The organism is Rheinheimera riviphila (assembly GCF_004005945.1).
Classification (GTDB): Bacteria; Pseudomonadota; Gammaproteobacteria; order Enterobacterales; family Alteromonadaceae; genus Pararheinheimera; species Pararheinheimera riviphila.
Genome location: NZ_SACS01000019.1, coordinates 18935 through 42043 on the forward strand (window position 1 = coordinate 18935; position 23109 = coordinate 42043).

The following is a 23109-nucleotide window of genomic DNA, read 5'->3' on the forward strand; positions in this document are numbered from 1 at the left end:
ACCCAAATCGATGGGCGAATATAAGCCCCGTACCTTATTGAGGGTTGGCGGCTCCTGCTGTAACCCGATCACAAGATTGCAACTATCAGGCGTAGCGAGTGAAGGAAGCAAATTATCAAACGACCGGTTTAAATTCGCTCAGCATCAAGTTTTCAGCTTTGGTGTTTTTGCTGACGGTTGTCGCCAGTACGGTGATTGCCTTTGCTATGCTGGCGCTGCAGCAAGATGTGTTGATTGAGCAGGAACGACTTGAGTTGCTGCAAACCACCAACCGATATGCCAAGCAACTCGACAGTGAATTCTGGCAAAAAGAAAAAAAAGCCATCAGCGCCAATCAGGTGGTTAGCCGTTTTCTGGCACAACAATCCAAATTACCACCACTGCAGTTGGAAAAATTTGCTGATGGTAGTATTCGCAGCAAAGACGATTTGTCGGCGGCCTTTCAAAAACACAGCACTTATGTCGCGAATAAACATCGCTATTTTGAACAAACCGAACTGTTATGGCAGCAATTAGCGCCGGTTTTGCTGGAAGATTTCTTTAATTTCTATTTTATCTCCAAAGAAGGTTTTATCCGGATTTCACCCTCGGATTGGGCACTAGAAATTCCGGCCGACCATCAATTCTCAAACGATATCTTTTTTGAAATTGCCACCCCAGCCAACAATCCGGCCCGGCTGCCCCGGTGGACACCGCTGTACTTTGATGCCATCTGGCAAAAGTGGATGACCAGCCTGGTGATCCCGGTGTACATCAATGATGAATTTGTTGGCATTACCGGCACCGACGTGGTGCTGGATGAGATTTTCAGCAATTTAGGGCAAATTTCGCAGTGGGAAAGTGGCCGTGAAGCGATGTTATTCGACGGCCAGGGTAACTTGCTGCACGACAGTCAGAACAGCCTGCAACAAGCCATTGGCAATCCGGTGATGAATCAGCTGGCGGTTGGGGTGCAGTCGTCAAACCCGCAGCTGGCGGCCTTTATCACGCAGGTGGTGAGTACGCCAGCCAAGCAGCAAAACAGCAGTAACATGCTGGACGATTATGTCGTTTCGGCGGCAAAAATTGAGCGGCTGGACTGGTTTGTCGCTTTATATCATCGCAAAGACAACGTCATCCAAAGCCTGGATGATTATCGTGACAATGTGGTGCTGCTGTTTTTGATGGTGGCGTTGATTGTCGCGCTGGCGCTGCAGTTTTTTATCTACAAGTTTGTGTTAAAGCGCTTAACCCGGTTAGCCGGTGCCGTGCAGCGCTTGTCTTATGGCGAACCGGCGCAGCTGGAACTGGACCAAAGACCCGATGAAATTGGTCTGCTGAACCGGGCTTTTGTCCGGATGTCGGATGAAATTCATCAGCTGATTTCTGGCCTCAATACCCGAATTCTGGAAAAAGAAGAAGCCGAGCGGGCCACCCGTAAACTCAGTAAAGCGGTGGCGTTTTCCAGCTCCGGCATTGTCATCACCGACCATCAGTTGGTGATTGAATACGTCAATCCGTTTTTGCTGGAAATGATTGATGCCACGGCCACGGCGGTGATTGGTCAGCCGCTGCATATATTATTTGCCCAGGAAATGAAGTTTGTGGGGGCCGATATTCTGCAAAGTTTGCAGGAACGGCAACACTGGCGTGGTGACATGTTGTTGCAGCAAGGCAACAAACAATTCTGGGCCAGCCTCGCAATAGCGCCGATCCGCGACGATAAAGGCGAAGTCGGCAACTATGTTTGTGCGATGCAGGACATTTCTTTTATCAAGGAAAGTCAGCGCAAAATGGAGCAGCTGGCCTATTATGACGTACTGACCGGCCTCGCCAACCGCAGTTATTTCCGTGATCAACTGCGTAAAGCCATCGCCATGTCGAGCCGCGGTTATTACCACTTTGCTTTGTTGTATTTTGATTTAGATGAATTTAAACGGATCAACGATACCCTTGGGCATGACGCTGGCGATGAACTTCTCAAAGAAGTCGCTCGACGTTTAATCAGCCGCTTACGCGAAGAAGACACCATTGCACGCCTCGGCGGCGACGAGTTTGCGGTGATTTTAAGTGGTATTTCCGACCGTAAACAAGCAGCCTCCATCGCCACCAATTTGCAACAAGCCTTTGCGCTGCCGGTGAAACTGGCTGGGCATGATGTATCGATCAGCGCCAGTATCGGCATCACCATTGCGCCGGAAGATGCTGATGAAGAAGAATTACTGCTTAAACATGCAGACCTTGCTATGTATGAAGCCAAAGCGCGTGGCAAAAACACCTTCCACTTTTTCAGCCAGGATTTAAACGAAGCGGCCAATGAACGGCTGCAAATTGAAAATCAGCTGCGTGAAGCCATTCGTGAGCAGCAATTCCTGCTTTATTACCAACCAAAAATTGATATCCGCACCGAAAAAATTATTGGCTACGAAACACTGCTGCGCTGGTTGCGCCCGGACAATACCATGGTGCCACCACTGCGCTTTATTCCGGTGGCTGAATCCACCGGCCTGATTGTGCAAATTGGTGAATGGATTATCTGGGAGGCTTGCCGCTTTTTAACCCGGCAACATGCCCGTGGCCATATGATTACGGTGTCGATTAACTTGTCGGCGCGTCAGTTTACCGATCAGGATTTACCGGCACTGGTGGAGCGTATTGTGAAACGCACTGGCGCTTCACCGGCGCATTTAATCTTTGAAATCACTGAAAGTATGTTAATGGGTGATATCGATGCGGCTATTGTCCAGTTAAATGAGTTAAAGCGGCTCGGATTGGCTTTATCTATCGACGACTTTGGTACAGGCTATTCGTCGCTGAGTTATTTGAAGCGATTCCCGGTAGACGAGCTGAAAATAGACCGTTCATTTGTCAAAGATATCCCCGAAGATAAAAACGACATGGACATTACTGCCGCTATTATTGCGATGGCGCAGAAAATGGATTTACGTGTGGTGGCCGAAGGGGTGGAAACCATTGAACAGGTTGAATTTTTAAAGAACAACGCTTGCTACCTGGTGCAGGGTTATTACTACAGCATGCCTTTGGCAGAGCAGGAATTAGCCCGGTTAAATTTTGAGACTATTTAAAAAATCTGATCACCCAAGCTGATCGGCACAATAAATACCCAACCTCATTGCTGATACAGCCAACACCGCTGCACCTGCAAGGAGTTAGGGTAAAAAACACCACCAGGAACCCAATATGACCCCATTTCGCTTATCGTTGCTAAGCGCTGCTATCGTTTGTTCAATAGCGCCGTCTTTTGCCGATCAAACCAGTCCGGTTTATGGCATCCGCGACAAAACTCCTAATTTGCTCGCTTTTACCAATGCTACAGTCCATACCGAACCCGGCAAAACCCTGGAAAATGCCATAGTGTTGGTGGTTGACGGTAAAATCAGCGCCGTTGGCAGCAGTGCCGTCCCCGCTGGTTATCGGAAAATCGACGCCACCGGCCATCATTTGTATGCCGGTTTTATTGACGCTTACAGTAACTACGGTGTGGAAAAAGCGGCTGCTGAACAAGTCTTTGAATTTGGCGGCAAACCGGTTTATCAGAATAGCCGCAAAGGCGGCAACGCCAGCAATGGCGCTATTCACGCTGAGCAGCAGTGGGTCAATACCTTTGTGCCGGTCGCAGATGACGCCAAAACTTATTTACAACAAGGCTTTACCGCTGTGCAATCCGCCCGTTTAGACGGTATTTTCCGTGGTCAGTCCTTTGTGGCTTCCTTGGCCAATGGCTTACCGGGTGAGCTTATTCTCAAAGCGAATGGCCCGCAGTTTATGGCCTTTGGTAAAGGCAGTTCAAAACAAAGTTATCCTTCATCCTTGATGGGCAGTATTGCGCTTATTCGTCAGACGTTATCGGATGCCAACTGGTATCGCGATGCTGTCGGCAAGCAGGATCAACTACAAAGCCGCCAACCGGTTGAGTTTAATGCCGCGCTTTCGGCGCTGACTAACCTTGAGCAAAGTGGCCTGGTGTTCGAAACCACGGACGATCGCGCTTTGCTGCGGGTCGATAGTTTACTGAAAGAATTTAATCTCAAAAATGCCGTGCTGCTGGGCTCTGGTTATGAGTACAGCCGGGTGGCCGACATTAAAAATACCGGTCGCACCGTGATTGTGCCGGTGGCGTATCCGGCAGCTCCTGCTGTTGCCAATATTGACGATCAACTGGACGTCAGTCTGGCTGATTTACGGCATTGGGAACGTGCACCAACCAACTTAGCAGTGATGGCTAAAGCGGGTGTACCTTTTGCACTGACGACTCATGCGCTGGAGAAAAAAGATCAGTTCTGGCCCAATCTGCGCCAGGCAATGAAACATGGTTTAACCGCAGAGCAGGCCTTAGCGGGCTTAACCACAGTGCCAGCGAAGCTAGTTGGCTTGCCGGAACAACTGGGTAAAATTGCTGTCGGTTATCAGGCCGATTTGGTGATCGCCAAAGGTGATTTATTCGCTGACGGTGAAATTGTGTCAACCTGGACGCGCGGTCAGGAACAGCAGTTTAAACCGTTAAAACCAGTTGAATTTGCCGGTACTTATGCCGTTGATTTAGCTGGTAAAACGCTGAGCCTGGAGCTTTCAGGCTCTGGTGACAAGTTATCCGGCAAATTGAAACAGGCCGATAAACACAGCGAACTTAAACATGTGCAGCAAAAACAGCAGCAACTGCAATTCACCGTTGATTTGGCAGCTGCCGAAGCCGGTACTGGCGTGTTGCAATTCCAGGGCGCGCTCGATGGCAATCTGTTAAGTGGCCAATGGTTATTGCCAAGTGGTCAAACCCAAAAAGTGATGCTGAGCAAACAAGCGACCACCGCCAAAGCCGAAGACAGCAAAAATGGCGACAAAAAAGCCGATGTGGTGGATACCAAACTGGTGTCGATGCTGACCTTCCCAAACCGCGCTTTTGGCACGCAGCTGACGCAAGGCCGCCAGAATGCCCATATCAAAAATGCCACGGTCTGGACCTCAGACAAGGCCGGCAAACTGGAAAATACCGACGTTATTATCAAAGACGGTAAATTCAGCAACATCGGCGAAAACTTGTCGACCCCATCTGGTTATCAGGTGATTGATGCCACCGGCATGCACCTGACTGCCGGTATTATCGATGAACATTCGCATATCGCCATCGAAGCCGGTGTTAACGAAGGCACCGATGCTGTGACTTCTGAAGTGCAGATTGGTGATGTGTTAAACCCGGAAGATATCAACATTTACCGTGGTTTAGCGGGCGGTACCACCACAGCACAATTGTTGCACGGTAGCGCCAACCCGATTGGTGGTCAGGCCCAAATTATTCAGCTGCGCTGGGGTGTGACGCCAGAACAACTGAAGTTTAAAGACGCGCCACCGAGCATCAAATTTGCGCTGGGTGAAAACGTTAAACAAGCGAATTGGGGCGAAGACTTTACCAGCCGTTACCCGCAAAGCCGGATTGGTGTTGAAACCACCATTCGCGATGCGTTCCAGGCCGCAAAAGAGTACAAAGCAGCTTTTGCCGCCTATGACGAGTTATCCCGTGGCAATAAAGACAAAGTAGCGCCACCACGCCGTGATTTCCGCCTGCAAGCGCTGGTTGAAATTCTGGATAAACAACGCTTTGTGCACACGCACTCTTATGTTGCTTCGGAAATTCTGATGCTGATCCATTTAGCCGATGAAGTGGGCTTTAAAATTCATACCTTTACCCACATTCTGGAAGGTTACAAAGTGGCCGACGAAATGGCCAAACATGGTGCCAGCGCCTCGTCATTTGCCGATTGGTGGGCCTATAAAATGGAAGTGCAGGATGCCATTCCAACCAATACCTGTTTGATGGCCGACCGCGGCGTGATGGTGTCGATTAACTCGGATAGCCCGGACTTACAACGTCGTCTGAATCAGGAAGCGGCAAAATCGGTGAAATATTGTGGCATGTCAGAAATTGACGCCTTAAATATGGTGACGATTAACCCGGCTAAACAGCTGAATATTCAGGATAAAGTCGGTTCAATCACCGAAGGTAAACAGGCTGATTTTGTGCTTTGGACCCATCACCCTTTGTCGGTGTACGCCCAGGCGAAACAAACCTGGATTGACGGCATTCGCTATTATGATCAAGAGCGTGATGCACAAGTTGCGGCTCAGGTGGCTGCAGAAAAACAACAACTGATGCAAAAAGTGTTAGGTGCTTCTGACAAAGCCAAACAAGGCAGTGGCGGCGCAGTGAAAAAAGATGATCCGATCTGGCATTGTGAAGACAACGGCGACTGGCTACATGCCAAGTTCAGTCAGGGCCAAATCCAACATCTACACAGTGCACACTAAGGAGCATCCGATGAAATTTCAAAAATCTGTATTTGCACTGTTGCTGGCGGCGGCAGCGTTACCGGCGCTGGCCAATGACATCGTTCCAGGCGCTAAACAAAGTACGCCTATTTTACTCAAGGGCGGCACGCTGCATACCGTGAGCCAGGGCGTGCTGGAAAACAGCGACTTGCTGATGGTCGATGGCAAAATTGCCGCCATTGGCACTCATTTAACCGTGCCAGCCGATGCCAAAGTGATTGATGTCACGGGTAAACATTTATATCCGGGTTTAATTGCGCTCGCGAATCAACTGGGTCTGATTGAAATCGAAGCGGTGCGCGCCACCGACGATACCAATGAAGTGACTGATACCAACCCGGATTTACGGGCGCGGATCGCTTACAACGCGGACTCTGAAGTGATCCCGACGGTGCGTGCCAACGGTTTTAGTTACAGTCTGGTCTATCCAAAAGGCTCAGCGCTGATGGGGCAATCAAGCCTGATGCAGCTGGATGCCTGGAACTGGCAAGACGCGACCGTGGCCGATGGTGTTGGTTTGCACATTAACTGGCCTAGCGCCAGCGTCGCGACCAACTGGTGGGACAAGAAAAAGCCGGAAGAACTGGCCAAAGAAAATGCCAAACGACTGCAACAGGTGAAAGACTATTTTGTGCAGGCCAAATCTTATGTTGATGCTGAAGCGGCGGGTCTGAACAAAGGCGTGGATTCACGCTGGCAGGCAATGATCCCGGTGTTTAAAGGCGAGCGGCCATTGTTTGTGCATGCTGATGATATCCGTCAGATTAAACAAGCAGTGTTATTGGCCAAAGAATATCAGCTGAAGCTGGTGATCGTCGGTGGTCGGGACAGCTGGCGGATGGCCGATGAACTGGCGGCGGCCAAAGTGGCGGTGATTTTCACGGCGCCTTATGGCATTCCGGAGCGTGACGACGAAGCGAATAATACTGCGTTTAAAACCCCGGCCTTATTGCAAAAAGCCGGCGTGCAGTTTGCGTTATCACTTGATGGCTATTGGGATACCCGTAACGTGGTGTTTGGCGCAGGCCAGGCGATCAGCTATGGCTTAACACCGGAGCAGGCGCTGGCGTCGGTGACGATCAATGCAGCCACTATTGCCGGTGTCGAAGGCCAGATTGGTTCGCTGGATGTCGGTAAAGCGGCTTCAGTGGTGGTGTCGGATGGTGATATTTTCGATTACCTGACGCACAAAGTACGGTACATGTGGATTGACGGTCGGGCGGTGGATTTAAACAACCGCAACCAGCAGCTGCATGATAAGTACAAGCAACGCCCAGCGGGTTAACCTACACTTATCGTTTAATTTAAGACGATGGGTAGGGCGTACTCACCGCGACAGCGGTAGTACGCCGGATGATAATTTGACGTTGATCTGCATTATGGCGGACTACCTTCGGTGAGTCCGCCCTACGTTCAAAGTGAGATTAACGTGTTGTTTTAAAGATACAAATTCCGTAGGGTGTACTCACCGCGACAGCGGTAGTACGCCAAATAACGCGAAAATTTAACAACCGCTATTCAACCACCGGCCCACTTCAACTTGTAACCAAGCTTGGTCAATTCCTGCGAAATAACTTCCCGTTGGTCGCCCTGAATTTCAATAATGCCGTCTTTAACCGAACCACCACAACCACACTTTTTCTTTAACAGTGCCGCCACTTCCGTCAGTTTATCGTGTGACTCTGCTAGACCAGCAATAGTGATCACCGCTTTACCGTTGCGGCCTTTGGTTTCGCGTTTGAGGCGTAAATGGCCATCGCTAAAGGCAGTGCCGCCGGTTTTTTCGGCTTTTTCTGGTTCGATAGTGCCGCTGGCAGTGCTGTAAACCAAACTGGACGATTGTTGTTGCCAGTCGGCAAGGGAGATTTTTTTCGAAGTCATGACCGTTGCACCTGTTGTGGGCGGGGGAATAGTGGCAAGATAATGCATCTTTACGAGGTCCGGCAAGTATCGCAGCGGCTTTGTCGGGTGCTTTGCAGGCTCTTTGGCAGAAACGGTGAAAAGTCAGCCAAAAGCCGTTGGCTTTTTAGTGACTTCTGCTAGACTATCGCGGTTTTTTGGAAATCTGGACGGCTAATGTCAATTGTTCGTTATCTCAAGCTAAGCGGTTTATTCCCAGCAACTGAATCTCAGCAGCAAGCTTTACAGCAGGCTGTTGCGCATTATTTACAGCAATATCAGCAGCAACTTGAACAAGTTCAAGCCTCAGGCGCGGCTCCTGCTATGCAATGGCAATATCAGGTGCCGGAACTCGGTGAAGGTGGCGCTTGTTCATTGTTCGGGCAACTTGCCGAGCAGCCTTATGATTTAACTGCCATTTTAGGTGGCCAAACAGCCGCCAATCAGCAACTACTGCAACAGATGGCCAGCGTCACTGACTTTTATCAATCGCATAGCAAAAGTGACTGGTTCGGCATTTATCAGCGCCGGGTGAATCTCCAGGGCGACACCGTGCTGGTGAAACTGAGTTATTTTGGTGCACCATCGCGGGCTGAATTTCCACTCACCGCCGAATTTGCTGCCATCAGCAACAACAGCACTGTCGGCTTAACTGGCAAGGCGCGGATCATCAACGATGTTCCGGCGTATTTGCAGCAAGGTGGCGAGTACTACACCTGCGACCCCAAAGTTTTAGCCGAAGCCTGTATTCCGCTGTATGACGAAGCCGGGCAGGTGGTTGGTATTATTGATTCCGAAGCCTTTCAGAAACAGTTGTTCGAAGCTGATGAGCTGGCGTTGTTGATTGCAACAGCGATTTTGGTGCCGACGTTGTGGGCAGCTCAGTCCAGTGCTGAAGGAACACTTGAAAATACTGATTTAAATTCGATAGATAGTTAATAAATTTCGCAGCGTTGATCAAACTCAGCGCTGTCCATTTGCAGCAACAAAACAGGTAATTTGTCATGTTCTCTCATTTACAGCCAGTCGCTACGGATCCGATTTTAGGTTTAATGGCGACGTACAAAGAAGATCCGAATCCACTGAAAGTCGATCTTGGTGTTGGCGTCTACAAAGACGAGCAAGGCCACACTGCAGTACTGGAATGTGTGAAAAAAGCGGAAAAACTGCGGCTGGATCATGAAGATAGCAAAACCTACATCGGTATGGCCGGTGATTTAAGCTTTAACGCCCATATCGAAAAACTGGCGTTTGGCCCGCACAAAGTTTTATTAGAAGGCCGCACCACGACGGCGCACACGCCTGGTGGTACTGGGGCACTGCGGGTCGCCGCTGAATTTATTAAACGCGCGAATCCTGATGCCACCATTTGGGTTACCAATCCAACCTGGGCCAACCATATTTCGATGTTTCAGGCTGCTGGCCTGAAAGTCAAAGAGTACGCCTATTACGACTACAGCACCAAAGGTCTGCAGGAAGAGCAGATGTTTGCTGAGCTGGCACAGGTTCCGGCCGGTGACGTGGTATTGGTGCATGCTTGTTGTCATAACCCAAGTGGTATGGATTTAAACTTCGCCCAATGGCAACGTTTTACCGCGCTCGCCAAAGAAAAAGGTTTTACGCCGCTGGTCGATATGGCTTATCAGGGTTTTGGTCTGGGTCTGGATGAAGACACCGCCGGTTTACGCCATTTGGCCAATGAAGTGGCTGAACTAATCCTGTGTACTTCGTGCTCGAAAAACTTCGGTTTATACCGTGAGCGGATTGGTGCGGTTTCAGTGGTTGCCGCTGATAAAAAAACCGTGGAAATTGCCCGTTCAGTGCTGTTAAGTGTGGTGCGCAGCATTTATTCCATGCCACCGGCGCATGGGGCAATTATCGTCAGTCATATCCTCGATAGTGCAGAACTGACCGCTTTGTGGCATCAGGAACTGGCGACAATGCGTAACCGCATCAATGACTACCGCCAGTTGATTATCGACAAATTGGCCGCTGAAGGCGTGCAGCAGGATTTCAGCTTCATTACCAAACAACACGGTATGTTCAGTTTCCTTGGCATTAACAAGGCGCAAATTGACCGCTTACGCAGTGAATTCAGCATTTATATGGTGGGTTCAAGCCGCGTCAGTATTGCTGGGTTAAATCACAGCAATATCGATTATTTCGCCAAGTCGGTGGCAGCAGTTCTGAAATAATGTGCACCTGTCATCGGTGATGATTTTTGGTATAGCAAGATAGATTGCTGGCAAACCCCGTGATTTATTTCCCAACAAAGGCAACTTCAGGTTGCCTTTGTTTTTGCCACTGTTTAAGGTAAAGCTAATGCAATAGCCGGAGTCGTCGCAGTTGACAGGTACATGGGATCCACCAAGATGTCGGGCATGGTCGCTCAGGTTATTTTTTAGTGTTGCATTTGGCTGCGCCATACCAGTTGCCGCCGAAAATTTGCGGGTGGTGCTGGAAGTGTCACCGCCGCATCAAACCTATGAAAATGGCAAAGTAGCAGGGCTTTCCACAGCAGTGGTTGAGCAAATGCTGCAACAAGCCAAGCTTACCCCACACTATGAAGTCTACCCCTGGGCGCGCGCCTTTCGCCTCGCAGCTTCGACTCCCAATGTGCTGATTTACAACATGGCCCGAACTCCAGAGCGCGAACAGCAATTTGAATGGATTGGCAAAGTTGGCAGTTATAAATTTGGTTTTCTGAAGCTGGCGGCGCGGCACGATATTCAGGTGCAACAACTCAATGATGTGCAGCAGTATGTGGTCGGCGCCCAACGTGATGATTTCTCCGCTGAATGGCTGAAAAATGTCGCGCGGCAGCCAGCGCCCCAGTTGCAGCTGCAACCAGACGTAGTCGAAACCTGGCGGCTATTGGTGAAGGGGAAACTGGACCTGATGATCGACGATCCCAGCGCCATTGACGATATGCTCAATAAACATCAACTGCAGCCCACCGATATCAAATTTGTATTGTTTATCCCCGAACTGGAACAACAGACCTGGATTGCGCTGAAAAAAGGCTCAGATCCCAAGCTGGTACAGCGTTTACGGGATGCGTATCAACAAGTTGAAGGTTCGGTAGAACTGAAGAAAGTGATGGAATTGGGCTTGCCGCAGGTTGAATAATTCCTACCTTTTATAATGATCCAGATTTATGCGCATTTATAGCTCAAAATAGCGAATTGTCATCGATGTTATTGCTCAGATGCCAGATAAAACAAAGTCAACGGCATCGATAATTTCAGAACGATATTCAGACAAATCACAGACCTGTGCACCGAGCATAGTTCGGGAAATACCGGCAATATCCTGGGTCAGTGCGATAACGTTCGCACCTTCGATGGTGAAAAACGGGTTTAGCCGACTAAAATGTTTTGCTAAGGCTACTCCCGTTGGAGACAGTGGTATAACGACAGTCGTTTTCAATTCGCTGAGTAAATCGCTTTGAATATCTAGCAGGTAGGGATAGCGGTGGTTTGTGGCAGGATTGTCGTTGCGGTATGCAACAAACTGACTCATCAGAACTTTCTCACACTGTCACTAAAAGTGCCATTTGCTTCAACAAATTCGTTGTACGCTTTGATAGCATCGGCATTGTCCAGCGCCCATTGCGCCCTCTTCGCATTTTGCACTTGCTCAGCCAGCGCTTTTTCTAATGTCGCTGAAAGGTTGATATTCAACCCGCGCGCTTTTGCCAGCAAGTCACTATTGATACTCAGATTAGTAGGCTTTTTAGCAGCGTTGAGATCGTAAACATGGTTCATGGTGAATTCTCCAAGCTTGTCAGGTCTGCATGCATCGTCACATTGTTTGGGTAGATATATCATATGCGCACATGGTACCAGCGGCAAGGTTGTAGCGAGTGGAAAATCCAGCTGATAAAGGTGTTAAAAAAGGGCGCCAACAGCGCCCAACTTCAACATCAATATAACTAAATTTTTTTATACCGAATACGATGCGGCTCCAGCGCTGCAGCGCCGTAAGTCGCCTTCACCCAGGCTTCGTAATCTGAATAGTTACCTTCGAAGAAATTCACTTTGCCTTCGTCGCGGTAATCCAGAATGTGGGTGGCGATGCGGTCGAGGAACCAGCGATCGTGCGAGATCACCATGGCGCAGCCCGGGAAATCGAGGATGGCGTTTTCCAGCGCGCGCAGCGTTTCGACGTCCAAATCGTTGGTCGGTTCATCGAGTAGCAGCATGTTGCCGCCGGCTTTTAACAGCGCCGCTAAGTGCACGCGGTTACGCTCACCACCGGATAACTCGCCGATAAACTTCTGCTGATCGTTGCCTTTAAAGTTAAAACGACCAACATAAGCGCGGCTTGGAATAGTGAAGTTGCCGATTTGCAGCATGTCCTGACCGTTGGAGATTTCCTGCCACACGGTATTTTTTGGATTCATGTTGTCGCGGAACTGATCGACACTCGCCAATTGCACGGTATCACCTAACGAAATGGTGCCGCTATCGGCCTGCTCAGTGCCGGAAATCATCCGGAACAAGGTCGATTTACCAGCGCCGTTGGCACCGATAATGCCGACGATGGCACCTTTGGGAATGGCAAAGCTTAAATCGTCAATCAGTACGCGATCGCCGTAGGATTTACGTAAGTTGGTCACTTCCAGCACTTTATCGCCTAAGCGTGGTCCAGGCGGAATAAACAGCTCGTTAGTTTCATTCCGTTTTTGGTAATCCTGGCTTTGCAATTCTTCAAAACGCGCCATCCGCGCTTTGGATTTAGCATGACGGCCTTTTGGATTGGTGCGTACCCATTCCAGCTCTTGTTTAATTGAGCGCTGGCGGGCGTTTTCAGTTTTTTCTTCAATTTGCAGGCGGGCGTCTTTTTGCTCTAACCATGACGAGTAGTTGCCTTCCCACGGAATACCTTCACCGCGGTCCAGTTCTAAAATCCAGCCAGCAACGTTATCGAGGAAATAGCGGTCGTGGGTAATGGCGACCACAGTACCTGGATAATCGTGCAGGAAACGTTCTAACCAGGCAACCGATTCGGCGTCCAAGTGGTTAGTCGGTTCGTCCAGCAGCAGCATGTCTGGTTTTTCCAGCAACAAACGGCAAATGGCAACCCGGCGGCGTTCACCACCAGACAGCACGTCAATACGCGCATCCCATGGCGGCAAGCGCAGGGCATCAGCGGCGCGTTCTAAAGTATTGTCGAGGTTGTGGCCATCTTTGGCCTGAATAATGGCTTCCAGTTCACCTTGCTCGCGGGCGAGGGCGTCAAAATCGGCGTTCTCGTCGGCATAAGCGGCGTATACGGCGTCAAGGCGGGATAGGGCGTACGCGACGTCGGCAACGGCTTCTTCCACCACTTCACGCACCGTTTTGCTCATATCAAGCACCGGCTCTTGTGGCAGATAGCCAATTTTGGTGCCGGCCAATGGCTTGGCTTCACCTTCAAATTCTTTGTCGATGCCAGCCATAATGCGTAATAAGGTGGATTTACCAGAACCGTTTAAACCCAACACGCCGATTTTGGCGCCAGGGAAAAATGACAAGGAAATATCTTTTAAGATGGTTCGTTTGGGCGGGACTACTTTGGACACCCGGTACATTGAATAAATAAATTGCGCCATAAAGTTGACTCTTCCAGCTGTGAAACAAGTGGCGAAATTGTACGTTATTTTTCAAGGCAACGGAAAGTGATGCAGCGGGCCCGCGTAATTAAATTCGCCCGCACGGGGCGCTTTCTGGGCTGGATTCTGTTTTAATAGCGCATCGGCTGCTATCTGGCAGCGTCTTTTTTATGCCAACTTATGCCAACAAAAGGAAACAGTCATGTCCGAGTATGCAAATGATCCGGTATTTCAAGAATTTATCGCTGAAGCTCGCACCCATGGTCAGGTTTGGGTATTGGCACATGGCGAAGATTTATTAGTCGTCGAATCAGTTGATTTTGAAGATACCGACGTGATGCCATTCTGGTCGAGCGAAGATGCCGCCAAACTGCATTGCAGCGAAGAGTGGGCCGAGTACAAACCAGAAGCGATTGCACTGGATGTGTTTTGTGATGGTTGGTTAAAAGAAATGTACGACGATGGTGTGCTGATCGGCACCAACTGGGACGAGTCCCTGAATGGTCCTGAAGTAGAACCACGTGAAATCCTGGAAGCGTTAGCTCAGGTACAGTAACTAAAACAGAAAAAGGGGTCGGAGAACATTGTTTGTGGTGCAAACAATGTTCTCCGACCCCTTTTTTTATTCGACCCCCGTTTTATTTTCTATCCAAAAAGATCCTTAAATTGCCTTGGTTGCTGTCGGCTCATTGCTGGCTGTAATAACGCCAGTTGCTGCGGTAGGTCGGCGAGTTTTGCTTTGTGGTCGATAAAATCCCCCTGGAAATTGCGCTTCTATATCACCAGATTTAAAGCTTGTCTTCGCCACAAATCAGCGCCTGCTTATTAGGCAAAAACCGCGCTGCGTAAAGATCAGGTAAAGAGTGCGGCGACTCAATTCAATTGCATTGCAAATGAGAAGGATTCTCAGTAAGATCGGCGCATTATTTTTCATCTGTTGTGGTGCAAGGTGTCGTCTGCAGTTCCAAAACCCAGTGTCTGGCTGAGCAAAACCATGCGGCTGGTGCATATCTACAGCTCGATGCTGGTGCTGGTGTTGCTGTTATTTTTTGCCGTGACCGGCATTACCCTAAATCACCCGGAGTGGCAAAGCGCTGTTGGTGCGAGTTCCAACAGCCAACAACTGCAATTGCCGGATGAACTGAAAACCTTGCCGTGGAGCGATGACGAACTCGAGCAAGCCGTACAAGCCAACAAAATTGCCGATTGGTTACGAGCACAACATCAGGTGCAAGGCGCGGTATTTAACTTCAGTTATGACCCCGATGAGCAACTGCTGGAACTAGATTTCAAACGCCCGGCTGGTTACAGCACGGTCGTGATTGAACTAGCCGCTGGGCAGGTAGAACTCAGCACTGAATATGCCGGCACGCTGGCGCTGCTCAACGATTTACACAAAGGCCGTTACGCGGGGAGCAGTTGGAAATGGCTGATTGATATCACCGGCGTTGCTTGTTTGTTGTTTGGCCTGACCGGTTTTTATTTGTTGTGGCGCCAACCGTCAAGGCGTCGCAGTGGCATCAATACCGCCATATTTGGGGTGATTGTGATGTTACTGGCTTATCTGGCAGCGCTGCATTAAAACTGCGCGAGCCTTGAACTAATAGCCACTATTTTCAATGTTTTACCTGAATACAACCGCAGCAAAAGTTGCACTGGAAAATGAGGGACAAATGAAATTACATTCGATGGCTTTGGCCACTGCACTGGCTTTAAGTACGTTTCTGGTACCGGCGCAAGCTGCCGACAAGCTCAATATCGCACTGGAACTGCCAAAACCTGAACATGGCCCTTATCACCGGCCTTATGTCGCGGTGTGGATTGAAGATGCCAAAGAGCAACCGGTTAAACTCATCGAGTTGTGGCGCGAAAAACCAGATTGGATCAAAGATTTACGCCGTTTCTGGCGCAAAACCGGCCGCAGTGATCAAGCCTTGGTAGACGCCCGCACTGGCGCAACCAAAGGCCCAGGCAAGTATCAACTGAGCTGGAGCGGCGACGACAATGCAGGCAAAGCCGTTGCTGCGGGTCAATACCTGTTAGTGGTCGAAGCTGCGCGTGAACATGGCGGCCGTAATCTGGTGAAACAAGCATTTAACTGGGATGGCTCTGCCGTCGAGATTCAAGTCAAAGCCGGCAGCGAAATCGGTGCCATTCAATTATCAAAGGGAGCGAAATAATATGGTGTCCAATAAACAATGGCTGTCGGCCACAACTACCGCAGTGGGTCTGCTTGCAGCAATGTTCAGCCTGCAACTGTCGGCACATACCATGACCGTGGTACCAAGCCATTATGTACAGTCCAAAACCGGTGGTTGGGTCAGTGTTGATGTATCAGCAACCAATATGACGTTCCAATGGGACAAAGGTATTCCGCTAGACAACTTTAAAGTTTTTACCCCGGATGGCCAGCAGGGCAAAGTCGGTTCGGTGTATCAGGGCAAACGTAAATCGCAGGCTGATGTCGAGCTCGCGACTGAAGGTACGTACCGTTTAGAACTGGGCAACGGCAGCCGCTTTTTCACCAGTTATGAACTGAAAGGTGAGCGTAAGCGTCTGATGGCCAATAAAAAAGACCGTGCAGCGCAATTGCCGGCCGGCGCTGAAAAAGTGGTGACCACCCAGGGTAACAGCCGTTCGATGGCCTTTATTACCGTGAATAAACCATCTGATGCCGTGCTGGTGCTGACCAACAAAGGTCTGGAATTCCAATTTGATCGCCATCCGGCAGATATAGTCGCTACCGAAGAAGTGACGGTGACGTTGCTGATGAACGGCAAACCAGCTGCAGGGGTTGAACTAGATTTATCGCGCGATGGTGAACTGTACCGCAACGAGCCAGAGCGGATGCACCATAAAACGGACGCCAGTGGCAAATTCAGTTTCACCGCTCCGGTGGCGGGTCGTTATTTATTAGAAGCTTCGTATCAGGCGGATGTGAATAACGAGCTGGCTGATAAAGTGCGGGAAGGTTTTACTTTAAGCTTTGAAGCCGCATTGCCTTAAGTTGATGTACACGTCATCGATCTATACCCGTGATCCTTGAAGATTCGGGTAGGCGAGCGATTGAAGTTAACAAGCCCGAATTTTCAACGATGACGGGTGTATATTGATAACAACAGGCTCGGCGCACCTTACGCGGTGAGTGACGCCCTACTGCGGGGTGATTAGCTTTGTGTTGAGGAACCAACAGTAGGTCGCGACTCAGCCGCAGGCTAGTCCGCCGGATGGTGCTTCCCACTTGGAAATACCAGAAAATACAAAGGGCCCGTAGGCCCTTTGTATTTTGAACGGATCGGAGATTAATACTCCAGACTCAGTTCGTCATCTTCTTCTAAGTCTAACAACCGGCGTAATCTTTTTTGCTCCAGCAGATCATCAATTTTGCGTCTGGCTTCGAGCTTGTGTTTATTTTTACTTTCTTTGCCGCTTGTTTTACTCAGCTTCAGTTCTGCCGCAATATCGACGGCGTCATAGTCCCCAACGATCATTTCTGCCATTTATCGTTACTTCCATGGTTTTATTTTTGTTTTTACCGATGCCCTATTTCTCTGAAGTTGCAGGTTTTTTGCCTGCATCTGCAAAGATTTAGAGTCTATAGCTGCCCTGGCGCAACAGGTTTCACTATCGGCTGACCCTAGCGTTTTAGCGTTAAAGTTTTCGCCACAAAAGCAATTTATTTTTATCGTGACGATAAATATTACTACACTTAGCGCTAAGTCGTTGCCTTTTATCGCAGTTCTTTATCACTTCGCCGGAACTGCCGGTTTTAGCACCGGCGACTTTGCTGCTTTACTGAACAATCTTCGGTGGTCAATTGGATCCTTTACGGATCCCGCAGCGATCTATTCGGTATACTGGAACGTAGATAAGCTTACACTGCATCACAAACCAGCATCACAAACCAGCATTCACCAGGAGAAAAACATGCGCAATTGGATTATCGGTTTCGGAGCCCTCTGTCTGGGGCAATCAGCTCTAGTACAGGCCAATCAGTGTGGCGATATTCTTGGCCATTCAATGCAGCAATTACGCAGCAAAGAAACCATTGATTTATGTGAAGCATATAAAGATAAAACGCTGCTTATCGTCAACACCGCCAGTAAGTGTGGTTTTACCCCGCAATTTAAAGAATTGCAGGCGTTATCGGAAAAGTATGCCGACAAAGGCTTAGTGGTACTGGGTTTCCCATCTGATGATTTTATGCAGGAACATGACGACGAAGCCAAAACGGCGGAAGTTTGTTATATCAATTACGGCGTGAAATTCCCGATGTTTTCAACGAGTGCTGTACGCGGTGATGATGTGAATCCGGTGTTCAAAGCTTTGATTGCGAAAAGCGGTGAAAAACCTTCCTGGAATTTTAATAAATATCTGGTCAGCAAAGACGAAAAAACAGTGCAGCATTTTGGTAGCAAGGTAAGCCCTGGCGATGCTGATTTTGTTGCTGCGGTTGAGAAGATATTGGCGCAGTAGCTATTGTAATAAAGTAACGAAAATTTGATAAATAAGTGATATATGGTTTTCCATGTTGTGAGCAGTAGCTAAGCATCATTAGTATCTGCTTTGGCGACAAGTGGTTTACGTCAGACTTAAACACAACAAGGAATTTTGATGAAAAAGTTACAAATTGCTTTATTAATAATGTCTTGCTCTGCAGTCTATTCAACAGCTGCAGCGGATGTATATTGGGTTAACAAAAACCTAGCACAAAGCACAGACAGCTCTAAACCTAATCATGTAACGATGATTTTCAATCATGAATATGGAGATACAAACAGAAATTCATATTATTGCCGTGAGAACGATAGAAGTGATGGACTGACGAATGTTGGCAAAGCAATCGTTTTTAAAGGCCAACCACTTTCGACTGCGGCTTGCTTCATTCCTTGGGATGGTAAGGAATATAAAAGAACTGAAAATTTCGATTTGTTGAAAATTAACGTTCCGTTTAAATGGAGTACCGGAAATATCTCCACCAGTATTCATTTGGACTCATATTCTTTTGGACCAAGTCACGTCAGGCCTATTTACGGATGCCACGATGGACGGACCGGAACTTTAGGTAAATTACTCTATACCCAAACAGCGCAAGGCACCTACGGTACTTGTTATGTTCCGATGGGCGGGGTTGAACACAAAGTCATCAAGACGGGATTTGCTGTATTAAGCTATGTATCTGCACCTTAATTTTGGTTAGGTATTCGTAGATAAATTTAATCAGCGGCTAGGGTTGCCTGGCTGCCTTTATTTATCTCGTCCTGAACGGCAGTATAAGGAATGACAAAAACATCGATGGTCCAAGCCAGCTAAATTATGCATTGTCGGATTTAAGTTTTAATTTGTAGTAGAAGTTGTATTGATGATGACTCAAACGCCTTGTGTTTCCGAAATCGTTTTGATTCAATAACACTTCCTTGTCCTGCTATTTTTCTAAGTTCTGAATTCGCCACATGATGCTAAAACCTGCTGTGCCACCAACAGATCCAACTGCTGCTATTTTGATTGTGATGCCTCGTTTTCTGGGAGATGCAGTCACGGCGACTTCGGCGGTGCAGATGATTCGCATGCTGTATCCGCAAAACCCAATTTTTCTGCTTACCTGGCCGCATGTGGCGCAATTATTTGCCAATCATGATTTTGCCGGCTGTCAGGTGATTGTGGATGGTCGATACGCCAAACCAAAACAGTCCTTGTGGCGTGTGGCAAGGCAGTTAGCCCGCTATAACTTCAGTCGGGTTTATCATTTACGCAACTCATTTAGTGACGCGCTGTTGTGTACGTTGGCCGGAATCCGCGATCAGATTGGTTATGCGAAAAATGGTCGTACACCATTGTTATCTCAGGCATTTAAACTTGATCCGAATTTTCACTACCAATACCGCTACGGTAATTTGGTAAATCTGGCGCATGGTCAGCCTTTTACTGAGATGCCACAGATTAGCCTGAATGCTGGGAAAATATCTTTTACCGATAGTGCCAAACAAGTGGTGGTGTACTTCGGTGGTCGTTACAAACTGAGCCGGCACTATCCGTTTGAACTCGCCAGTCAGGCGCTGTCCTTGTTGGCTGCCCACCACAACTGTCACTTTGTACTACTTGGCGACCATCAGGAAGTCGTTGAAAATGCGGCACTTGCCGACTATTTGCGCGCAGAAGGCATTGCTGTGACCGATGTAACAGCAAAAACAACGGTGGCAGAACTGGCCGATATTATCAATGGGTCGGATCTGGTGTTCTCTATCGACTCCGGTCAGATGCATATAGCGGCGGCGTTAAAAATTCCATATGTCGCCGTCATCGGTTTTGGCACCAGTCCGTGGAGTTGTGTCGAGCCCAAAGTAACCCATGGTATTCACCTGACTTGTAATAGCCAGGCTCTTGATCTGGATAAACAAATTTGTGAAATCAGCCCACAACTGGTTGCTGATGCCGCAAAACGTTTGTTGGCGCCAAAAGAGGCTTGATGGGGTGAGGCGGATTCATCATCCGCTGCAGCCACTACAGCCGGTTAGGGCGTAACTATATTGCCACCCGCCGCAAATCAAACCCCAACTGCATAAAATACTGCCGCCAATCTTGCTGCCAGCGCCCCAGCGATAAGCTACTGATGGCGGTAGCATGTGCCTGCAATGCCATCCGCTTCGCATCATCTGGGCGCTGTAGAAAGTAGGCCAGCTGTGCAGAGAGCGTATCGGCGTCTGGCATCCCCATCAGGCCATTAAACTGGTCAATAATCATGTTGCTAAGGCCACCAACATTGGTGCTCACCACGGCGCAGCCTGCGGCCATCGCTTCGGCCAGACTTAATGACGAGCCTTCTGAACCAATCGAAGGCAACAACACCAAATCATGCTGATAATGGATGTGCAAAGCGTCTTCTGGGCCATAGCGACAGATCTTCACTTGCGGCTGACTGGCAAAAGCGGCCTGGATATCGGCTTCAAGCGGGCCTTCGCCAGCAAAGGTCACTTGCAGGGTTGGATACTGCAACAGTAGTTTCTGCACCACCGCAATCGCCAGACCAATGCCGCGGTAATCGACAAAGCGGCGGGCGATCAGTAAACGTGGGCTGGCCAGTGGCTGTTGCCATTTTTGTTCCAACTGGTGCTGGCTAATAGCGCCAGCGCTGAAATTCATAATCACCCGCACCAAAGTTTGGGCCGGGAAATTGCGATAAGTGCGGTACCAATTGACAAAATTGTGGTCGACACAGACCAGATTGCGGCAGTCCCGAATGTAATTTAAATACTTCTGATGATTGAGCAAGCTTTTGATAAAACCAAAAATGCTGCGGGACGCGGGTTTGTCCCAGGACACACCATGCTGGATGGCGATACTGCGGCGATAGTTGTTTTTTACATAATAACTGTCGGTGCCAAAAATGATGCTGTCGCTGTGGTCGTTAAATCTGCTGCGGATGTATTGAAACAACGCCAATTTTTTGCGATTGCCACGATGCGCCCCACAGTGAACGCCAATCACTTCAATACCTTGGAAACGAGCGCTGAAATCATGGTCTGCAGTTTGTACCACCACGCAACGTTGGCCTTCACTTTGTAATAGCCTGGCCAGTTGCAGCAGATAATTTTCAATGCCGCCAAGCATCAGTTGTTGGGTTTTTGGATCATAAAAGTGGCGGTAGACTAAATAGGTGGTCGCGGGAGCATCATATTGCATTAAAGGTAACCATGGCTGAAGGAGTGAGGGTATTTCGAACGCTGAAGTCACGGTCTTTTGCCAAGAACCAACTTCTGCCAGGCATTGTGCATGGCAAAGCCGTTAAAAAATGTTTCCGTTTGTGCTAATGCTGTAGCAGGTGAGAACTAACAACTTGATCACCAGGCAGACAAGCACTACTATCAGCGCTACTACTAGTTCTGGTTATTACGTTATTCTATTTTAGAATATAGGATTAAAGCTCAATTGTTGCTGACGATGCTTGCTGCGCTGTTTATTGGTTTATGCCTGGGCCTGTTTGGATCGGGTGGTTCTATTATGACGGTGCCGGTATTGTTGTATTTACTACAGTTGCCGGAAAAAATTGCGATTGCTTCGGCGCTCGGCATTGTAGCGCTGATTAGCCTGGTGGCGTTGTTACCCTATCTTTATCGCAAGCACCTACAGTGGGCCTTGGTGGCCAAGCTCGCTCTGCCTGGAATTTTTGGTGCTTGGCTTGGCAGTTTGCTCAGTCATCAGGTGGCGGCTTTCTGGCAAATTCTACTGCTGGCGCTATTGATGAGTTTTAGTGCAGTCAATATGTGGCGGCAGCAGCTGTGGCGTTGGCCACTATCACGCAGCTGGCAATTGTTGGCTCTGGGAACTTTGTTAGGGGCGGTGACCGGTTTTGTTGGGGTTGGCGGCGGCTTTTTAATAGTGCCGTTATTGCTGGCGGTGACTTCGCTGACGATGGCGGCAACCATTGCCACCAGCCTGCTGCTGATTTTCCTGCAAACTAGCAGCGGTTTTATCAGTCATTATCTACAGTTGCAGCAACAAGGTGTGCTGCTAGACCTGAAATTAATTGCCAGCATCGGTGCCTTAGGCGCATTGGGTAGTCTGCTGGCGATGCCGCTCAGTCAACGCTTGCCACAGCCGCTATTGCGCCGGGCATTTGCGGTGTTGTTGTTGGTGTTAGGTGTGAGTCTGATTGTGCGGCAACTGACTGTCGGCTAGGCTTTCAGTTCAGGATGTTGTTGGTTTCGATGGTATTGCCGCGATTTCACTCGTTCACTCTGTATCCACAACGAAGTTAGCCCGCACTAAAACCAGTATCAATGTCAGTGGCCTGTTCAGTGGCGGCAACCCGCGCCAGCTCGTCGCACCGTTCGTTTTCCGGATGACCGGCATGACCTTTCACCCATTGCCAGTCGATGTGATGACGGCTGCTGGCGGCGTCCAGACGCTGCCATAAGTCTTTGTTTTTAACTGGCTCTTTTTGACTGGTGCGCCAATTATTGCGTTTCCAGTTTTTTAGCCATTGGGTAATTCCCAACCGGACATATTGGCTGTCGGTGGTCAGCACTACGCTGCAATCTTCTTTTAAACTTTCCAGGCCGATAATGGCCGCCATCAGCTCCATCCGGTTATTGGTGGTTAACTTAAAGCCACCTGCCAGCTCTTTTAAATGCTGATTGTATTTTAACACCACGCCATAACCGCCCGGGCCGGGGTTACCCAGACAGGATCCATCAGTGAAGATTGCCACAGTTTTACGCATCAATTTAAGCCTTAACGCTTCCCAGCTGTTTAAACGGCGTATAATCTAACGCAAAAGCGCTAAAAAACGAACC

General features: G+C 48.9%; 21 protein-coding genes. 14 read left to right on the forward strand and 7 right to left on the reverse strand.

Going from position 1 to position 23109, the window contains the following annotated elements; all coding sequences use genetic code 11:
* The first annotated feature begins 98 nt into the window (after positions 1 to 98).
* The 3 genes from EOE67_RS15695 to EOE67_RS15705 all read left to right on the forward strand — a co-directional run bounded on the left by EOE67_RS15695 (position 99) and on the right by EOE67_RS15705 (position 7606).
* Entirely contained in the window at positions 99 to 3065 is a 2967-nt protein-coding gene (locus tag EOE67_RS15695; protein ID WP_206099626.1) for a bifunctional diguanylate cyclase/phosphodiesterase, read from the forward strand.
* 115 nt (positions 3066 to 3180) lie between these two features.
* Positions 3181 to 6300 (forward strand): amidohydrolase family protein, encoded by a 3120-nt coding sequence (locus EOE67_RS15700; protein ID WP_127700286.1) that lies wholly within the window; start codon positions 3181 to 3183, stop codon positions 6298 to 6300.
* 10 nt (positions 6301 to 6310) lie between these two features.
* Positions 6311 to 7606 carry an amidohydrolase family protein gene (locus EOE67_RS15705; RefSeq protein WP_127700287.1) on the forward strand — a complete coding sequence of 432 codons (1296 nt, stop codon included), beginning with the start codon at positions 6311 to 6313 and terminating at the stop codon, positions 7604 to 7606.
* Positions 7607 to 7839: 233 nt separating this feature from the next.
* Here EOE67_RS15705 and EOE67_RS15710 read toward each other — a convergent pair whose 3' ends face one another.
* Positions 7840 to 8202 carry a translation initiation factor gene (locus EOE67_RS15710; RefSeq protein WP_127700288.1) on the reverse strand — a complete coding sequence of 121 codons (363 nt, stop codon included), beginning with the start codon at positions 8200 to 8202 and terminating at the stop codon, positions 7840 to 7842.
* A 195-nt stretch (positions 8203 to 8397) separates the two neighbouring features.
* On the opposite strand from EOE67_RS15710, the gene EOE67_RS15715 reads away from it, so the two are divergent.
* The 3 genes from EOE67_RS15715 (at position 8398) to EOE67_RS15725 (ending at position 11349) form a co-directional block, all read left to right on the forward strand.
* Complete coding sequence (locus EOE67_RS15715; RefSeq protein WP_127700289.1) at positions 8398 to 9159, forward strand: GAF domain-containing protein; 762 nt, start codon at positions 8398 to 8400, stop codon at positions 9157 to 9159.
* A 65-nt stretch (positions 9160 to 9224) separates the two neighbouring features.
* Entirely contained in the window at positions 9225 to 10415 is a 1191-nt protein-coding gene (locus EOE67_RS15720; protein ID WP_127700290.1) for an amino acid aminotransferase, read from the forward strand.
* Between the two features lie 151 nt (positions 10416 to 10566).
* Positions 10567 to 11349 (forward strand): substrate-binding periplasmic protein, encoded by a 783-nt coding sequence (locus EOE67_RS15725; RefSeq protein WP_127700291.1) that lies wholly within the window; start codon positions 10567 to 10569, stop codon positions 11347 to 11349.
* 75 nt (positions 11350 to 11424) lie between these two features.
* Here the strand turns inward: EOE67_RS15725 and EOE67_RS15730 are convergent, their stop codons facing one another.
* The 3 genes from EOE67_RS15730 to ettA form a co-directional block, all read right to left on the reverse strand.
* A complete protein-coding gene (locus EOE67_RS15730) occupies positions 11425 to 11742 on the reverse strand; it encodes a CcdB family protein (protein ID WP_127700292.1) in 318 nt (105 codons plus the stop codon).
* On the reverse strand, positions 11742 to 11987 hold the full coding sequence (locus EOE67_RS15735) for a type II toxin-antitoxin system CcdA family antitoxin (protein ID WP_127700293.1): 246 nt from the start codon (positions 11985 to 11987) through the stop codon (positions 11742 to 11744). The genes EOE67_RS15730 and EOE67_RS15735 overlap by 1 nt, the downstream gene beginning before the upstream one ends.
* Before the next feature lie 167 nt (positions 11988 to 12154).
* Complete coding sequence (gene ettA / locus EOE67_RS15740; protein WP_127700294.1) at positions 12155 to 13816, reverse strand: energy-dependent translational throttle protein EttA; 1662 nt, start codon at positions 13814 to 13816, stop codon at positions 12155 to 12157.
* 202 nt (positions 13817 to 14018) lie between these two features.
* On the opposite strand from ettA, the gene EOE67_RS15745 reads away from it, so the two are divergent.
* The 4 genes from EOE67_RS15745 to EOE67_RS15760 all read left to right on the forward strand — a co-directional run bounded on the left by EOE67_RS15745 (position 14019) and on the right by EOE67_RS15760 (position 16822).
* On the forward strand, positions 14019 to 14372 hold the full coding sequence (locus EOE67_RS15745) for a DUF2750 domain-containing protein (protein ID WP_068064624.1): 354 nt from the start codon (positions 14019 to 14021) through the stop codon (positions 14370 to 14372).
* A gap of 393 nt (positions 14373 to 14765) precedes the next feature.
* Positions 14766 to 15398, forward strand: coding sequence for a PepSY-associated TM helix domain-containing protein (locus tag EOE67_RS15750; protein ID WP_240652842.1), 633 nt, complete (start codon positions 14766 to 14768; stop codon positions 15396 to 15398).
* A gap of 91 nt (positions 15399 to 15489) precedes the next feature.
* Positions 15490 to 15996, forward strand: a complete 507-nt coding sequence (locus tag EOE67_RS15755) for a DUF2271 domain-containing protein (protein WP_240652843.1) — start codon at positions 15490 to 15492, stop codon at positions 15994 to 15996.
* Position 15997: 1 nt separating this feature from the next.
* Positions 15998 to 16822 carry a DUF4198 domain-containing protein gene (locus tag EOE67_RS15760; RefSeq protein WP_127700295.1) on the forward strand — a complete coding sequence of 275 codons (825 nt, stop codon included), beginning with the start codon at positions 15998 to 16000 and terminating at the stop codon, positions 16820 to 16822.
* A 296-nt stretch (positions 16823 to 17118) separates the two neighbouring features.
* On the opposite strand, the gene EOE67_RS15765 is transcribed toward EOE67_RS15760, so the two are convergent.
* The gene (locus EOE67_RS15765; RefSeq protein WP_127700296.1) at positions 17119 to 17316 is read right to left on the reverse strand and encodes a PA3496 family putative envelope integrity protein; all 198 of its coding nucleotides are present in this window, start codon (positions 17314 to 17316) and stop codon (positions 17119 to 17121) included.
* A gap of 427 nt (positions 17317 to 17743) precedes the next feature.
* Here EOE67_RS15765 and EOE67_RS15770 point away from each other — a divergent pair, with 427 nt between their 5' ends.
* From EOE67_RS15770 to EOE67_RS15780, 3 genes are all read left to right on the forward strand, one after another.
* Positions 17744 to 18292, forward strand: a complete 549-nt coding sequence (locus EOE67_RS15770; protein WP_127700297.1) for a glutathione peroxidase — start codon at positions 17744 to 17746, stop codon at positions 18290 to 18292.
* A 138-nt stretch (positions 18293 to 18430) separates the two neighbouring features.
* Positions 18431 to 19006 (forward strand): hypothetical protein, encoded by a 576-nt coding sequence (locus tag EOE67_RS15775; protein WP_127700298.1) that lies wholly within the window; start codon positions 18431 to 18433, stop codon positions 19004 to 19006.
* A 263-nt stretch (positions 19007 to 19269) separates the two neighbouring features.
* Positions 19270 to 20283, forward strand: coding sequence for a glycosyltransferase family 9 protein (locus EOE67_RS15780; protein ID WP_127700299.1), 1014 nt, complete (start codon positions 19270 to 19272; stop codon positions 20281 to 20283).
* A 55-nt stretch (positions 20284 to 20338) separates the two neighbouring features.
* Here the strand turns inward: EOE67_RS15780 and EOE67_RS15785 are convergent, their stop codons facing one another.
* Positions 20339 to 21496, reverse strand: coding sequence for a glycosyltransferase family 4 protein (locus EOE67_RS15785; RefSeq protein ID WP_127700300.1), 1158 nt, complete (start codon positions 21494 to 21496; stop codon positions 20339 to 20341).
* Between the two features lie 246 nt (positions 21497 to 21742).
* On the opposite strand from EOE67_RS15785, the gene EOE67_RS15790 reads away from it, so the two are divergent.
* Complete coding sequence (locus tag EOE67_RS15790; protein WP_127700301.1) at positions 21743 to 22492, forward strand: sulfite exporter TauE/SafE family protein; 750 nt, start codon at positions 21743 to 21745, stop codon at positions 22490 to 22492.
* A 76-nt stretch (positions 22493 to 22568) separates the two neighbouring features.
* Here EOE67_RS15790 and rnhA read toward each other — a convergent pair whose 3' ends face one another.
* A complete protein-coding gene (gene rnhA, locus EOE67_RS15795) occupies positions 22569 to 23036 on the reverse strand; it encodes a ribonuclease HI (protein WP_127700302.1) in 468 nt (155 codons plus the stop codon).
* Between the last annotated feature and the right edge of the window lie 73 nt (positions 23037 to 23109).